The following is a 14,789-nucleotide window of genomic DNA, read 5'->3' as shown; positions in this document are numbered from 1 at the left end:
AATTCGCCGTTTGTGGGGATTAGTTGCGGGATAGTTTTCAAAGAAGATAGAACCGATGAGCAATTTGCCTTTCACCGTTGCCGCCCTTTATTGCTTTGCGCCGCTCCCGCAATATGAAAGCCTGCGCGAGCCGCTTGCCAAGCTTTGCTGTTCGAATGGCATCAAGGGAACGCTGCTTCTGGCGGCGGAAGGCATCAATGGGACGGTTGCAGGCACACCCCAGGCAATTGAAAAGCTGGTGCAGCACATCACGGCTATCCCCGGTCTGGCTGACCCGGAGCTCAAATATTCCCATGCGACCGAAATGCCGTTCCATCGCATGAAGGTGCGGCTGAAGCGTGAGATCGTCACCATGGGTGTCGATGGTATCGATCCGCTGAAAAGCGTCGGCACCTATATCGCGCCGCAGGACTGGAACGCACTCATCGCCGATGAGAACACCGTCGTGGTCGATACGCGCAACGATTATGAATATGCCATCGGCACATTCGAAGGGGCGCTCGATCCGCAGACCAAGACTTTTCGCGAGTTCCCCGAATGGGTCGAGCAGAACCGCGACAAGCTGGAAGGCAAGAAGATCGCCATGTTCTGCACAGGCGGTATTCGCTGCGAAAAGGCAACGGCCTTCGTCAAGGGGCTGGGCTTCGACGATGTCTTTCATCTAAAGGGCGGTATCCTGAAATATCTTGAGGAAGTTCCGCGTGAAGACAGCATGTGGAACGGCGAGTGCTTCGTGTTCGACGAGCGCGTGGCCGTGGGCCATGGCCTTGCTGAAAGTGATGTCGAGTTGTGCCGCGCTTGCCGCCGTCCGATTTCGCCGGAGGACAAGCTTTCACAGTTTTTCGAGGAAGGCGTTTCCTGTGCCGGTTGCTATGACGAGCGCACGCCGGAAGATCGCGCCCGCTACGCAGAACGCCAGAAGCAGGTGAAGCTCGCCGAAATGCGCGGGGCGCACAAACATATCGGCAGCTGACGCCATTTTGCGGCAATGATCTATTGCCGCATGCATCCCCACAGGGCTGGTCAAACAGATTTCATCCCATTATGGTGGCTCTGGTTCCGGAACGATCTGAATTCGTTACGGAATTTGGGCGGCTTTTGCATGGACGCCCGTGCATCAAGGGTTTGACGGCATCCGGGTCGCGTTTGCCTCCATCACACCCATCATCGCAAGTCGGGGCATAGGAAATCTCCAATGCTCATACAGAAACAGCGCCGGTTTTCCGGCGGATGATGGTTTGCCTGTCGTCGCAGGCAATATGGAGGATACTCATGAAGAAACTGATCGCCGCATTTCTCATCACCGTTGCTGCGGGTGCCGCCTCGGTTGCCCATGCTGCCGAGAAGGTGACTGTTTTCGCTGCCGCCAGCATGAAAGACGTTATCGAAGAAGCAGCCAAACAGATGAAGGCCAAGGACGGTACCGAAGTGGTCGCGTCGTTTGCATCTTCGTCGGTTCTGGCCAAGCAGATCGAGCAGGGCGCTCCGGCGCAGATTTTTATTTCCGCCGATCTCGACTGGATGGATTATGTCGAAAAGGCCGATGCCATCGACAAGGCTTCACGCAAGGTGATCGCCGGCAATGCGCTGGTGATTGCAACGCAGAAAGACACGCCGAAGGGTGACGCCAAGGAGCTTTTGAGCGCCGGTCGTTTTGCCATGGGTGATCCGTCAAATGTCCCGGCGGGCAAATACGGCAAGGCAGCGCTTGAAAAGCTCAACATTTGGAAAGACGTCGAGAAGAATGGCGTATTTGCCGAGAATGTTCGCGTTGCGCTGCAATATGTCAGCCGCGCGGAAGTGAAGGCGGCCATCGTCTACGCGTCGGACCGTGCCGCGGCACCGGAACTGGTCGAAGCCTATCGCTTCCCTGCTAGCAGCCACGCCCCGATCCTTTACCCGGCGGCACTTGTTGCGAAGAACGAAACCGATGCCGCCAAGGCTTTCTTGGCTTTCCTTGAAAGCGATGCCGGTCAGGCGATCATCAAGGACAAGGGCTTCGTGGGAGCTGCGGAGGCTGCTGAATAATGATGGCCAAAGATGATTGAGAGTAATGTCTGGCAGATTGTGTCTCTGTCGCTCCGGGTTGCCGGAATAGCCATCATTGTTGCGCTGCCAGTTGCCTTTATCGTCGCCTGGATTCTTGCCCGGTTCAATTTTCCGGGCAAGTCTCTGGCGCAGGCTATCGTCACCATGCCGCTGGTCCTGCCGCCGGTGGTGACGGGCTATCTGCTTTTGATCCTGTTTGGCGCGCGGGGTGCTCTGGGAGCGCCTTTGCAGGAATTGTTCGGTCTTTCCTTTGCCTTTCGCTGGACGGGCGCCGCCCTTGCCGCCGGTGTCATGGCGTTTCCGTTGCTCGTCCGGCCGATCCGGCTTTCGATAGAGGGGCTGGATCGCGGACTTGAGGAAGCGGCGCGCACGCTTGGCGCCAGCCGCTTCACGGCTTTCTTCACGGTCATTCTGCCGCCCTTGCTACCCGGTGTGCTTGCAGGCGCAGTGCTTGGTTTTGCCAAGGCGCTGGGTGAATTCGGTGCTACGATCACATTCGTATCCAACATTCCCGGCGAAACGCAGACCCTTTCGCTTGCCATCTATGCCCTGATGCAGACGCCAACGGGTGATGCCGAAGCATTCCGTCTGATTGCCATATCTGCAGCTATCTCAATTGCCGCCGTGGTCCTTTCCGAGTGGTTGCAGCGCAGGCTTGCGGGAGCGACAAAATGAGCGGGCTTGCTGTCTCGATCAAAGGGCGCAATGGCAGGTTTCCTGTCGAGGCCGATTTCGCCGCCGACTGGGGCGTGACTGCATTGTTTGGCCATTCGGGCGCCGGCAAGACGACGCTTCTGAAAATGATTGCCGGAACACTCCGTCCGGAGAGCGGACGCATTGCCGTGGGTGACTTCACGCTGTTCGATGCCGAAAAGGGCGTAAATCTACCACCGGAAAAGCGCCGCATCGGCTATGTGTTTCAGGAAGCGCGGTTGTTTCCGCATATGAGCGTGAAGCGGAACCTGACTTATGCGCGTTGGGCCGGGCACAGGCAGGCGACACGGAGCTTTGACGAGGTGGTGGCGCTGCTCGGCATTGATGATCTTCTCGACAGGCGGCCATCGACGCTTTCCGGCGGCGAACGCCAGCGTGTCGCTATCGGTCGCGCGCTGTTGTCTGATCCCGCACTTCTTTTGCTGGACGAGCCGCTTTCTTCACTCGACCATGCGCGCCGGCAGGAAATTCTGCCCTTTATCGAGCGTCTTCGCGATGAAAGCCATGTGCCGATTGTCTATGTGAGCCATGAAATCGATGAGGTTGCGCGGCTTGCCGACGAAATCGTGCTTCTTTCCGCTGGCCGGGTGACGGCAAGTGGTGCGGCGGCGGATGTGTTTCCGCTGATCGACGCCGAGGGCGAGGGCGGCGGCGTGTTGCTGGAAGGGATGGTTTCGTCTTATGACGAGCGCTACAAATTGGCGGAAATCGATCTCGGCGGCGCGTCGTTCCAGCTCAGCGATGCGGGGCTGGAACAGAATATGCGTGTGCGGCTGCGCGTGCGTGCGCGCGACGTCTCCATCGCACGTAAGGTGCCGGAAGCGATCAGCATCCGCAATGTGCTGCCGGTGACCGTCACTGCCGTTACGGCGGATGATGGCCCGAATGCCTATGTTTCGCTGGACTTTCAGGGACGTCGTCTTGGTGCGCGGCTGACGCGGCGTTCTGTAGATGAACTGGCCCTTCAAACAGGTGACCATGTGGTTGCGCTGGTGAAGGCGGTTTCCGTTGATCGGGCGGCTATTCGGGAAAAATGACGCGGGGACAATAATCCGGTTTTCGCCCCGCTTGTTTTATGCTCCTGTCTCGGCCGAATGGGAGAATAGGCATGACTGATTTGCAGAACTGGACGCCGCGCCCCAAGCCGGAACGCAAAGTGCTTGAAGGTCGTTATGTGCGGCTGGAGCCGCTGGACCCGAAGAAGCATGGGGACGAACTTTTCGCCGCTTCTTCGGTCACCGATGCGGATCAGCGCTTTACGTGGCTGTTCGAGTTTCCGCCCGCAACCCGCGAGGAATTCGAGCCCTGGCTGGAAAAGGTGGCGAAAAGCGAAGACCCGCAGTTTTTCGCCGTCATCGACAAGGCAAGCGGCAAGGTTGCCGGACGCCAGACCCTGATGCGCATCGATTCCGCTCACGGCGCGATTGAAATCGGCAACATCTATTGGGGACCACTGATTTCGCGCAAGCCTGCCGCCACCGAAGCACAATTTCTGTTCATGCAGTATATTTTCGACGAGCTTGGCTATCGTCGCTACGAATGGAAGTGCAACAACGACAATCTGCCGTCCAAGCGGGCTGCGGAGCGCTTCGGCTTTTCGTTCGAGGGAATCTTCCGCCAGCATATGGTGGCGAAAGGCAAGAACCGCGATACGGCATGGTTTTCCATTCTCGACAGCGAATGGCCTGCCTTGAAGAAAGCCTATCAGGCATGGCTTGCGCCGGAAAACTTTGATAGTGACGGTCAGCAGAAGAAGAAGCTGGAGGAGTTTCGTGATCTTGGCTGAGCGCAAGAAGAGTAATCCGGCAATTGCTGCCGCCATCATCCTGATCGGCTTCGGGGTGCTTGCCTATTTCGTGCCCAGCATCATGCTGGCGCTGGGCGAGCGCTCGCAAATCGCGGCGATTATCTTCCCGATAGTTTTCGTTCTGGGCTTCTTCGCCATTTTTTGGCTGCGCTCGCGCCGCCAGAACAAGGATTAACCAACCAGCGAAGCGCTGAGCAAAAGCGCACCTGTCAGCGCGATGAACAGGGCGGCGGCAACTTCGATTGCCGCCTTCAGCCGTCCGGACATGGCATTGCTGCCTGCAAATCGCAAGGCCGTGTTTTTTGCTGTGACAGCCAGCGTGGCAAGAACAGCCACGGTGATGAATGTGCCGAACGCCATGGCGAAGACTGAAAGCAGTCCGCCGACCATCAGGCCATTCAAAAGCGCAAACGTCAGCACGATCAGCGCACCCGAACAGGGACGCAGGCCCACCGAGAAAATCGCCGACCACGCCGTTTTCCAGTTGAAGTCGTCGCCGAGCGTCGACGGATCGGCAATATGGGCGTTGCCGCACGCGGCGCACACATCGCCCTCGCCAATGAAGATATGATCCGATGCAGCAGCGGTTGCGGGTTTGTAATTGAGCTTTACTGTGCTGGTGGCAGCCGCCGCGCGCGTGGTCTGCGAAATACTGCCCTGCCATGCCGGACCGGAAGCCATTGCCGGTTCGGGTGCTGCGGCAAAAAGCGACGAGGCCGGGCTGGGGCTTGCATCGTCTTGCTTCTTGAAAAGTAGCGGTAGTTTGCGCGCCAGAAGCCAAAGGCCGAAAAACAGGACCAGCGCAAAACTTGCAATTTCCATGTAGCGCGCGGTCTGATTCATGGAAATGCCGGTGCCACGCAGCAGGAACCATGCCAGACCGACCACGGCGATGGCCATAATCGCCTGCAAAAGCGACGAAATGAACGACAGGAAGATGCCGCGCCGCAGCGCCGTTTCGTTGGCGATCATGTAGGACGAGATGACTGCCTTGCCGTGGCCGGGCCCTGCCGCATGAAAAATGCCATAGACGAAGGAAAGTCCGACCAGAACCGAAGCCTGCCAAGGATCTTCACGCATGGCTTTCAACGCATTGGTCATGGCGAGATAAAACGAGCGCTGCTGTTCGTTCATCCAGAGAATGATGTGCGCGAAAGGCCCGGTTGGCTTCATCGCCACCTCATTCGCACCGATACCGAGCGATGACTGCGCATAGGCCTGCGCAACGATCATCGTAAGGCAAAGAGTTAGAATGAAGGTAGCCGGTTTTCTCATCAGCCTGTTTTCCCTTTCGGTTCGCAGTCTATCTCAAGACGGGTCGCGAATATTTTCGACATGTCCGTGCCTGCCGGATCGTTGAAGAAGGCATCGGTCAGTGTCGCCTGATTCTGGGCGAGCGCTTCATCCGGATTGGGGCGCACGACCTTGGAGGTGCAGCCTGCGGGCAGGCCTTTCACAACCAGATCGCTGTCGTTCATGTAATCGATGGCAGTATAGAAAGTCGGGTCGTAGACGCCGAAGCTGACCTTGTGGCCGGGGGCGAGTTTCAACGGCTTTTCAGGCTTGCTCGTAAAGATGATGAGCAGGCGATTGTCGGTGAAATCTGCTGCGAGGTCGGTCGGCCTCGCCATTTTCACGTCCTTGCCATCGTCCAGAACAGTCTGGAAATATTTGAACTCGGCAATCGAGCCGTTGATGACATGGCCGAGGTCGATCAATTCATTCTTGTCGAGCTGCAGATCGCCATTCTTGTCGAATTCCATCAGGACGGTGGAGGAGAAAACGTCATCGAAACGCCAGACATGCGCAAGCTGTTGCACTGTGCCATCGGGGGCTATGGTCAGTTCCAGTCGTGCGTCGGCAAAGACATGCGGGTGAGCGAGCGCAGCCGTCGGCACGAGACCGGCCAGCAGTGCAGCTGCGGCAGACCGAACGAACCTGCTTTTGAGCCAAGACGACGAAACCAGCATAAAACTTTCCGTTAGAGTTTTCCCACGCTTATGCCCGAAGGCGGCGAAAGTGCGACGTTCTATTTGCTTTATCGTATATCTTAGTCCCGAAAACCGTTTCACACTTTTCAGGATGCATTCTATTCCCGCTCCTTGAACCATTGGGTCAGAAAATCGACCAATGCCCGGATTTTTGCCGGCAGATAGCGCCGATGTGGATAGACGGCATAGATGCCGCCATCCTTCACGATGAATTCATCCAGACACGCAACCAGCCTGCCGCGCTCGATTTCTTCTTCGGCGATGAAGGCGGGCAGCATGCAGAAGCCAAGCCCGGCGAGTGCTGCATTCTTGGTGGCGACGGGGCTGTTCACCTCGATGGGACCGTTGACGGGAACTGTCATCATCGAGCCATCCGTATTGCGGAAATGCCAATTGTTGCGCGAGCGTGCATTGGTGTCGATGATGCAAGGCCGATCGGCCAGATCTTCCGGACGTTCGGGCTTGCCGACGCGGGAGATGAGTTCGGGCGCGCCGCACAGGATGGAATGGAATGGCGACAGGCGCTTGGCAATGAGGGAAGAATCCTGCAAACGCGTGATGCGGATCGCAAGATCGAAGCCTTCCTCCACAAGATCGACAAAACGGTCATCCAGCCGCACATCGAGCACAATGTCCGGATGGGCGAGGCAAAAGTCGATCAGCGACTGCCCAATGACGGCATCGGCAAAAGTGCGCGGGGCCGACAGTTTGATACGCCCGCGCGCGTCAGAACTGGTTTCGCTGACAGCATCCTGCAGCGCGTCGATCTCGCGAATGATCTCCACCGCTCGGTGATAATAGGTGTGACCGGCTTCGGTCAGCGAAAATTGCCGCGTGGTACGGTTGAGAAGGCGTGCGCCGAGTTCGTCCTCCAATTCCCGCACATATTTGGAAAGAAGCGCCTTGGAACGTCCGATTTTTCGCGCAGCGGCGGAAAAGCCTTCCGCCTCGACCACGTCGATGAAGGCGCGCATACGTGTGAGGGTGTCCATGGTCTAGCCCCGCTTCCCGATGATGTTTTTGGCCAGCCCGATCAGCGCCCGGTCGCTGCCGCGTGGTCCGATGAAGGAAATCCCGAAAGGTGCGCCCTGCACCTGTCCCAAAGGTAATGTGATCTGCGGCAGGCCGGAAAGTACCGAAAGGCAAAGCAGGCGCAAAGCCTGTTCGCGATAGGCCTGCAATGTCTCGAAAGGCTCTTTTGCCAGCGGAGCTGCACCCGGTACGGTCGGTAGCGCCAGCACGGCATCATTGCCGACGATCTGTTCGAGTTCCTGCGTGAATTGTGCCCGGCGCATACGCTGGCTGGCAACGAGATCAGCGGCGATTTCCGCGCCGAAGGCAAAACGGTCCGCGACGCCGGGACCGAGCTTGCGATCACCGGAGGAAATCCAGCCGCCGTGTGTCGCCCAGGCTTCCGCGCCTTGTATGTGGCGGAAGACCAGATAGAGTTCGTCTATCGAGAGCGTCGGCTGGCTCGCCGCCTTGAGACCCGAGAAGTGCGGGCGCACTTGGGCGAACATGGTGCGATAGGCGTCTGTTTCCTGCTGACCGAGCAGAAGCTGTTCCAGAACCGGCATATAGAGAAGTTGCGTCAGCCTGAATTCTCGGGCGTCGTTGCCAAGCAGGATAGAGCCAACGCGGTCGTAAAGGTCGATATCGCGTGCAAACCATCCAATCGTATCGAGCGAGGGCGCAAGCGGCATGATGCCTTCGAGCGGAATGCGGCCATGGGTGGTGCGCAGGCCGACGAGACCGCAAAAGCTTGCAGGTGCCCGAATGGAGCCGCCCGTATCGGAGCCGAGCGCAATATCGGCGAGTTTGCCCGCCACTGCTGCTGCCGAACCGGATGATGAGCCGCCGGTAACGCGGTCCGGTGCTGCCGGATTGATCGGATAGGGGAAATGCGAATTCTGGCCCATCAGGGAGAAGGCAAGCTCGTCGGTCTGCGCCTTGCCGACAAATTCGGCACCGGCGGCGAGGAGCTTCTCCACCACCGGAGCCGATCTTTCGGCGCGAGGTGATTCGGCCTCGATCTGCGGATTCCCGCATCCGGTCGCCATTCCGGCGACGTCATAAATGTCTTTTACGGCCAGCCGTTCACCTTTAAGCGGTCCGTCCGTTGTGTGAACGGGTGACTTTTCGGGTTTTGCAATGATGGCGTTGAAGGGATCGAAACTGGCCATTGTTCACAACATGCAGCAATTAACGGTCTATTTACGCTCTTTCGAGGCAGGTCTGAGCTGCGAATGTTTCACTTATATTGAACAATGGCAAGCGTGCCGTTCAACGCGATCCTGCCAAAATAAATTCGTCCGGAGGAATTTTTGTCATTGAATGGACACGACTTTGCGCTTATATCGCGCTTGCCCAAAGTCGCACGTGCCTGTGGGTGTCCGCCGATCCTCGAATGGTGAGGAATTCGGTACGGTACCTGGACCTAACCGCTCCAGTCGATCTGTTGGCCAACCGCCAGATCGAGGACATCTTGAAGCAACGACGGTGCGGGCCTTTCTAGTGTCTTTCGGCTGTCCAAAAGCCGAAATTACTGAAGAGGCACACCTTCATTGCCAGAAGTGCGGATGCGGTTCTCCAATTCCAATCCAAGGCAGACAAAGCGGAGTAACGCGGGTTTAGCGTTGTTCCATCGCCGCATGAGTTTTCGCGTGACATCAGCACCTCCAAAGGCTGGCCTCACGGCGGATGCGTTCATGCACACTTTGTCCTTAGAGTTTCTCTTGGTCCAAAGAGGACCTGCGAAATTCTCTAAGTCCTTTTCTGCGTAATCCTTTCCGAAAAGTCTGAAACTTTTCGGGGTTACGCACCAGAATACGGCAAGATCAAGCCGTGCGGGAGAACGACCATGGCAACGCAGCGTATCATCGACTTCCTCAACACCCGCCGTCCGGACGGTCCTTGCCTCGTCGTCGACACCGACGTCGTGCGCGACAACTATCAGAGCTTCGAGAAGGCTTTGCCCTATTCGCGCATCTTCTACGCGGTGAAGGCAAATCCTGCGCCGGAAATCCTGCGCCTGCTCGCTTCGCTCGGCTCGTGCTTCGATACTGCGTCGGTTGCTGAAATCGAAATGGCTCTGGAAGCCGGCGCAACGCCAACCCGCATCTCCTATGGCAACACCATCAAGAAGGAGCGCGATATTGCGCGCGCCTTCGAGCTGGGCATTCGCCTTTATGCGGTCGACTGCGTTGAAGAAGTCGAGAAGGTTGCTCGCGCCGCTCCCGGCAGCCGCGTGTTCTGCCGCGTGCTGACGGATGGTGAAGGTGCTGAGTGGCCGCTGTCGCGCAAGTTCGGTTGCGTGCCTGCGATGGCCATCGACGTTCTGCGCCATGCAAAGTCGCTCGGTCTCGATTCCTACGGTGTATCGTTCCACGTCGGCTCGCAGCAGACGGACCTCTCTGCATGGGACCGCGCGCTTGGCGATGCAGCATCGGTGTTCCGCACCCTGGCTGACGAAGGCATTGTCCTGCGCATGGTCAATATGGGCGGTGGGTTCCCGACCCGTTACCTCAAGGACGTGCCGACTGCTCAGGCCTACGGCATGGCGATCTTCGATGCGCTGTCCAAGCATTTCGGCAACCGTATCCCGGAAACCATCATCGAACCGGGTCGCGGCATGGTCGGCAATGCAGGCGTGATCAAGACCGAAGTGGTTCTGGTCTCGCGCAAGGCAGACAACGACAATGTGCGCTGGGTCTATCTCGACATCGGCAAGTTCGGCGGTCTCGCCGAAACCATGGACGAGGCGATCCGCTATCAGATCGTGACCCCGCATGACGGCAGCGAAACCGAACCATGTGTGCTGGCTGGCCCGACCTGCGACAGTGCGGACGTACTTTATGAAAAGACGCCGTACCCGCTGCCGGTCTCGCTGACCATCGGTGATGAAATCCTCATCGAAGGCACGGGCGCATACACCACCACCTATTCGGCGGTGGCGTTCAACGGCTTCGAACCGCTCCGATCCTACGTCATCTGATCATTCAGACTTGGTATGATCCCGAAAAGTGGGAACCGATTTTCGGATTAGATCATATCTTCAAAAGTCCCGAATGATCCTCTCAATCCGCCCAGTGCTGCAAGGCGCTGGGTGGGGTGTGTTGCTGCCGCTTTGCGGGGATAGATGTCATGAATGTAACTCTGGAAATTCAGGAACATACTGCAACCATCGTCGCTCCGGCTTTCACAATAGCGGGCGAAACGCTGGAGCACGTGCTTGCGCGTGAAGCGCTGCTGGATCGCGCGATGGGTGAAGGCCGTCATCGGAAGTCATCGGAGAAGCTGCGTCGCGGTCGCCTGCCTGCGGACGGTCTGGCTTTTGCCGCGCTTGGCGAAGACGGATTGCTTGCAGGTACTGTGCGGCTATGGAATGTCCATGCCGGTCTCGATGTTTTCGGCTTTCCGGTGCCTGCCTTGCTGCTCGGCCCGCTGGCGGTCGATCCGTCCGCTGCCGGTTGCGGTATCGGTTCGGCGTTGATGCGTCGTGCGATCGATGAAGCAAAAGACCGCGGCCATGGCGCGATCATCCTTGTCGGCGATCCGGAATACTACGAGCGTTTCGGCTTCACCGCTGAAAAGACCGGCGAGCTTGCCATGCCCGGCCCTTATGAAAAGCGTCGCTTTCTGGCGTTGGAGCTGAAGCCCGGCCATCTTGACGGGACACATGGCATTCTGCGTGCCAGCGGGCGCAAGGTGCCGCGCGTTGAGACCTCTTTGCGGCAGTCCGCGTGAATTAGGGCGCATCCCGAAAAGTGTGAAACGGTTTTCGGAAAAGATGCGCGTCAAAACAAAGAGATAGAGCGCCGATCTGATCCAATCAGATCGAAACGCGCTCTAAGATAGACGCAGCAGCCGTCCGAAGTTGCGGACGGCTGTGATTGCAAGGCCTGCAAGGAAGCCTGCAATCAGCCCGGCAATGACGATCAGCTTGCGCGATGTGCCTGCGGGATCGAGCGGCGGGCGAGCTTCCGACAAAACCCTGACATTGGCCGTATTCAGACCTTCCTGTTCGTTCGTCTCGCGCGAGCGCAGGAGGAAGGCTTCGTAGACCGAGCGCCGTGCTGTGGCTTCGCGCTCAAGCTCACGCAACTTCACCAGATCGCCGCTATTGTTCGCCTGTTGCGATTTTAGCTGCGCCAGGCGGGCGGTCAGGTCTTTTTCCTGCTGCACGGACCGGGCGACCTCGACTTGCAGCGAAGAGCGGATGCGCCGCAATTCGGCATCGATGTCGTTCAGGACCGTGGCTGCCTGCGACTGTGCCTGAATGAGTGCCGGATGGCGCGGCCCAAGCTGGGTGGACAGGCCGCTTGCCGTCTGGCGCGCCTGCGCATATTGCGCGCGCAGCGCGGTCAGCGTGTTGGAACGCAGATCTTCCGGCAAGGTACCGGATACAACACTGTCGGATGTGGCGCTGTTCAGTACCTGCACACGGGCCTGAAGCCGCATTGTTTCAGCGCGCTGGTTGGTCAACTGGTCGTTGAGCCGGGTCAGGTCGTTATCGCTGATCAGCTTGCCGTCGACATTGACGAGATCGCGTGAGGCGCGGAAATCAGCTGCTGCGCGCTCCGCCTGTTCGACATTGGCGCGCATATCGGCAAGACGGTTCGACAATTCATCCGAAGTGCGCCGTGCAGCATCGGATTGCACGGATGCAAGCTCGCTCTGGAACACGGAACTGATCGTGTTCGCAAGCGATGCCGATTTCTGCGGATCACGCGTTTTCACCGAGATTGAATAGATGAAGGTCTTGGCGTCGCGACCGATGGCGATGCTCTTGTGCAGATTGTACAGGACGCGGGTTTGCAGTGTCTGGCTGTCGCTTGCCTTTTTGGGCGACAGCATATCCCTGATCTGTGCAAACAGCCCGGCAATGCCGGTCGGAACCAGAGTGCCGTTGAATTCGGGGTCTTTTGTCAGTTCGGTCCTGTCGATCACTTTCAGCAGCACACTGCTGGAATCGATGATGCGTGCCTGGCTTTCCGCAACGGCAAGTGACGCATCGGTCGGGAGCTGACCTGGCGTCAGTTCGTCTCCAACGGTCTTGATATTGCGCGGATCGACCAGAATATCCGTCGATGCGACATACATCTGCGGCAAGGACAATGCATAGAGCGCGGCGACCACACCACCCAGTAGTGTGCTGACAAGCAGGAGCCTGCGCGATCCCCGCAGCACGTCGATAGCGATGCGCGGATCGATCAGTGGTTTCCATTCCGCATCAGGTGCCGGTCCGTCAATGACAGGGCGCTGGCGCTTGATCGGCTCCGGGGCCGGCGCGCGGGTCGGCTCTGGCGTTGGAACGGGAGTTTCGACTGTGACTTTGCGGCGCTCGCGTTCCTGAACCTTGCGTTCCAGTTCCGCCTCGATCAGCGCGACGCGCTTTTGCAGCTCGGCGACATCGGCATCATCCAGTTCCTCTTCGAGAACAGGTTCCGCCGGTTCTGGTGTTTCCTGCGCAGCATGATCGTGCTGGCGAAAGAACGCGGCGCGTTCATCCGGCGTCGCCGGTGGTGTCCAGGGTGGTGCGGTTTCGCTGTCAAAACGACCAGCGGGGCGAGCGTCGGAGAATGCGAGAAGAGGTTTCTCAACTCCCGCCTTTCTGCGCTCCTCGTGATCGCTCATTGCCGAAATCGTCCGTGTCTGTAAGCCGTCTCAACCGTTTCCGGCGCCAACGGCTGCTTTGAAATTCATAAGCCAAGGCTTGCGCATGCCAAACGGGAATCCGATTGGCTCGCACCTCAAGGCCGAATGTAATTTTTTATAGAAAACAAAACGTTAAAATAATGTCGAGGTGAAGTGCCAATTCCTTAAATCTGCAACTTTAGCTTTTGCTTGTTTACTCTTTGAGCTTGCAAAGAAGAGTTTAAGTCTTTTTAGCTAAACCCCAATTATGCCTCCGTTCCAACGAACAGGCACATGCACCAGACTATGATAGGCGAGGCTCCCTGTTGATAGCGAAAGCGCTCCGGAAACTGTCAGGCAATAACGCCGGAATGGTGCGCGATTACCTGTCCCTGTTTTCCGGCTCCGCTGGCAGGCTGGTCGTCTCGCTTGTCTATTTCATTGCGCTTGCAAACACACTGCCGACCGGTGATTTCGGTATATTTGCCACCGCATCGGGCACGGGCGTGGTTCTGTCACGTCTCGTTTCTCTGGGCTTCAGTTCGCCGCTTTACCGCATATCGACAGTGAAGCCGCGCCTGCTCGGCATCTATACGGCGGGTTTTCTTGTCGCTCTTCTGGTTTCCCTGCCACTGTTCGCGCTGGCGTCCTGGCTGGTCTATTTCGTCTTTTTCAGCCGCGACATTTCATTTCTGCCTTTTGCCGTGGTGGTATTTGCGGAAGCCTTGCTCTGGCGTTCGACGGAAATCATCATCATCGTCAACAATGGCCTGCGCCGGTTCGGCATATCGGCGGGGCTGGTGATTTTCGGGACGGCGACGCGCGCTGTGGCGGCTGTCCTGTTCATGTGGCTGGCGAGTGTTCATGACATTGCTCATTGGGCGTGGTGGTATGCGGCGGCCAATGGCGTTGCGCTGCTGACGGCGCTGAAATTCTATCCGTCTATCCGGCTCCGCTTCAAACCGGTTCTCTATATGCGGCGGCTTTCGGATGCGATTGCAGTCATGGGGGCCGAACTGCTGTTCTATATTCAGGCCGAGCTCGACAAGCTTCTTGTGCTGACCGTTGGCGGGCCTGCGACGGCGGGTCTTTATGCGATCATCATGCGGCTTGTCGATCTGACAGCTTTGCCTGTGCGGTCCTTCAACATGATGCTGGTGCAAAAGCTCATGCGCACGCCGGACATGCTGTCCTCATTGCGCATCCGCGCCGGGCTGGAATTTGCAGTCTTTGCCGTCTCGGTGGCAGGTCTTGGCGCTATGGTCGTGTTCCTGCAAATCTTCCCGAACGCACTCGGTTCAAGCGTTGCCCCGATTGTCGGGCTGCTGCCGCTGGTGTTGCTCGTACCGGGTTTTCGCAACCTCATCGAGTATCAGACCGAAATTCTCTATGCGCGCGGCCAGTCCGGTCTGAGGACATTGAGCATGGTGCTGATGACCGCTGCCAAGGCATTCTTCGTCTGGCTTCTGCTCGTGAATTATGCCGATAATCACGACTGGATTCTCGGCCTCAACGTCGTATTCGCCGGGCTCTATCTGCTGTCGCTGGTTTTCACCTATACGAGCATTCGTTTGCCGGCAAAACGTGTTTGA

General features: G+C 57.8%; 14 protein-coding genes. 9 read left to right on the top strand and 5 right to left on the bottom strand.

What is annotated here, in order from left to right; genetic code table 11:
• Positions 1–55: 55 nt before the first annotated feature.
• From trhO to OANT_RS21915, 6 genes are all read left to right on the top strand, one after another.
• Positions 56–973 carry an oxygen-dependent tRNA uridine(34) hydroxylase TrhO gene (gene trhO / locus OANT_RS21940; RefSeq protein WP_012093546.1) on the top strand — a complete coding sequence of 306 codons (918 nt, stop codon included), beginning with the start codon at positions 56–58 and terminating at the stop codon, positions 971–973.
• A gap of 299 nt (positions 974–1,272) precedes the next feature.
• The gene (gene modA / locus OANT_RS21935) at positions 1,273–2,028 is read left to right on the top strand and encodes a molybdate ABC transporter substrate-binding protein (RefSeq protein WP_012093545.1); all 756 of its coding nucleotides are present in this window, start codon (positions 1,273–1,275) and stop codon (positions 2,026–2,028) included.
• 12 nt (positions 2,029–2,040) lie between these two features.
• Positions 2,041–2,724, top strand: coding sequence for a molybdate ABC transporter permease subunit (gene modB, locus OANT_RS21930; protein ID WP_012093544.1), 684 nt, complete (start codon positions 2,041–2,043; stop codon positions 2,722–2,724).
• Complete coding sequence (gene modC / locus OANT_RS21925) at positions 2,721–3,800, top strand: molybdenum ABC transporter ATP-binding protein (RefSeq protein ID WP_012093542.1); 1,080 nt, start codon at positions 2,721–2,723, stop codon at positions 3,798–3,800. The genes modB and modC overlap by 4 nt, the downstream gene beginning before the upstream one ends.
• 71 nt (positions 3,801–3,871) lie before the next feature.
• Entirely contained in the window at positions 3,872–4,549 is a 678-nt protein-coding gene (locus OANT_RS21920) for a GNAT family N-acetyltransferase (RefSeq protein WP_012093541.1), read from the top strand.
• Positions 4,536–4,745 carry a hypothetical protein gene (locus OANT_RS21915; RefSeq protein WP_010660689.1) on the top strand — a complete coding sequence of 70 codons (210 nt, stop codon included), beginning with the start codon at positions 4,536–4,538 and terminating at the stop codon, positions 4,743–4,745. Before OANT_RS21920 ends, OANT_RS21915 begins: the two co-directional genes overlap by 14 nt.
• On the opposite strand, the gene OANT_RS21910 is transcribed toward OANT_RS21915, so the two are convergent.
• From OANT_RS21910 to OANT_RS21895, 4 genes are all read right to left on the bottom strand, one after another.
• Positions 4,742–5,845, bottom strand: a complete 1,104-nt coding sequence (locus OANT_RS21910; protein ID WP_012093540.1) for a nickel/cobalt transporter — start codon at positions 5,843–5,845, stop codon at positions 4,742–4,744. The genes OANT_RS21915 and OANT_RS21910 overlap by 4 nt on opposite strands.
• A complete protein-coding gene (locus tag OANT_RS21905; protein WP_010660691.1) occupies positions 5,845–6,540 on the bottom strand; it encodes a DUF1007 family protein in 696 nt (231 codons plus the stop codon). Before OANT_RS21905 ends, OANT_RS21910 begins: the two co-directional genes overlap by 1 nt.
• A gap of 119 nt (positions 6,541–6,659) precedes the next feature.
• Entirely contained in the window at positions 6,660–7,553 is an 894-nt protein-coding gene (locus OANT_RS21900) for a LysR family transcriptional regulator (RefSeq protein ID WP_010660692.1), read from the bottom strand.
• Positions 7,554–7,556: 3 nt separating this feature from the next.
• Entirely contained in the window at positions 7,557–8,744 is a 1,188-nt protein-coding gene (locus tag OANT_RS21895) for an amidase (protein ID WP_012093539.1), read from the bottom strand.
• Positions 8,745–9,421: 677 nt separating this feature from the next.
• On the opposite strand from OANT_RS21895, the gene odc2 reads away from it, so the two are divergent.
• Positions 9,422–10,555, top strand: coding sequence for an ornithine/lysine decarboxylase (odc2, locus tag OANT_RS21890; protein ID WP_010660694.1), 1,134 nt, complete (start codon positions 9,422–9,424; stop codon positions 10,553–10,555).
• Between the two features lie 149 nt (positions 10,556–10,704).
• The gene (locus OANT_RS21885; protein ID WP_012093538.1) at positions 10,705–11,307 is read left to right on the top strand and encodes a GNAT family N-acetyltransferase; all 603 of its coding nucleotides are present in this window, start codon (positions 10,705–10,707) and stop codon (positions 11,305–11,307) included.
• Positions 11,308–11,409: 102 nt separating this feature from the next.
• Here OANT_RS21885 and OANT_RS21880 read toward each other — a convergent pair whose 3' ends face one another.
• Positions 11,410–13,197 (bottom strand): GumC family protein, encoded by a 1,788-nt coding sequence (locus OANT_RS21880; protein WP_012093537.1) that lies wholly within the window; start codon positions 13,195–13,197, stop codon positions 11,410–11,412.
• Between the two features lie 326 nt (positions 13,198–13,523).
• Here OANT_RS21880 and OANT_RS21875 point away from each other — a divergent pair, with 326 nt between their 5' ends.
• Positions 13,524–14,789: a lipopolysaccharide biosynthesis protein gene (locus OANT_RS21875; protein WP_040128563.1), complete on the top strand. Its 1,266-nt coding sequence runs from the start codon at positions 13,524–13,526 to the stop codon at positions 14,787–14,789.

It is taken from the genome of Brucella anthropi ATCC 49188 (genome assembly GCF_000017405.1).
Lineage (GTDB): Bacteria > Pseudomonadota > Alphaproteobacteria > Rhizobiales > Rhizobiaceae > Brucella > Brucella anthropi.
Note: the sequence above shows the minus strand (reverse complement) of the source record. Positions and strands in the feature narration are given on the sequence as shown.

Excerpts from the sequence above, each read along its gene's own strand:
- trhO (WP_012093546.1), top strand. The coding sequence starts at position 56 with ATGAGCAATTTGCCTTTCACCGTTGCCGCCCTTTATTGCTTTGCGCCG.
- modA (WP_012093545.1), top strand. The coding sequence starts at position 1,273 with ATGAAGAAACTGATCGCCGCATTTCTCATCACCGTTGCTGCGGGTGCC.
- modB (WP_012093544.1), top strand. The coding sequence starts at position 2,041 with ATGATTGAGAGTAATGTCTGGCAGATTGTGTCTCTGTCGCTCCGGGTT.
- modC (WP_012093542.1), top strand. The coding sequence starts at position 2,721 with ATGAGCGGGCTTGCTGTCTCGATCAAAGGGCGCAATGGCAGGTTTCCT.
- OANT_RS21920 (WP_012093541.1), top strand. The coding sequence starts at position 3,872 with ATGACTGATTTGCAGAACTGGACGCCGCGCCCCAAGCCGGAACGCAAA.
- OANT_RS21910 (WP_012093540.1), bottom strand. The coding sequence starts at position 5,845 with ATGAGAAAACCGGCTACCTTCATTCTAACTCTTTGCCTTACGATGATC.
- OANT_RS21905 (WP_010660691.1), bottom strand. The coding sequence starts at position 6,540 with ATGCTGGTTTCGTCGTCTTGGCTCAAAAGCAGGTTCGTTCGGTCTGCC.
- OANT_RS21900 (WP_010660692.1), bottom strand. The coding sequence starts at position 7,553 with ATGGACACCCTCACACGTATGCGCGCCTTCATCGACGTGGTCGAGGCG.
- OANT_RS21895 (WP_012093539.1), bottom strand. The coding sequence starts at position 8,744 with ATGGCCAGTTTCGATCCCTTCAACGCCATCATTGCAAAACCCGAAAAG.
- odc2 (WP_010660694.1), top strand. The coding sequence starts at position 9,422 with ATGGCAACGCAGCGTATCATCGACTTCCTCAACACCCGCCGTCCGGAC.
- OANT_RS21885 (WP_012093538.1), top strand. The coding sequence starts at position 10,705 with ATGAATGTAACTCTGGAAATTCAGGAACATACTGCAACCATCGTCGCT.
- OANT_RS21880 (WP_012093537.1), bottom strand. The coding sequence starts at position 13,197 with ATGAGCGATCACGAGGAGCGCAGAAAGGCGGGAGTTGAGAAACCTCTT.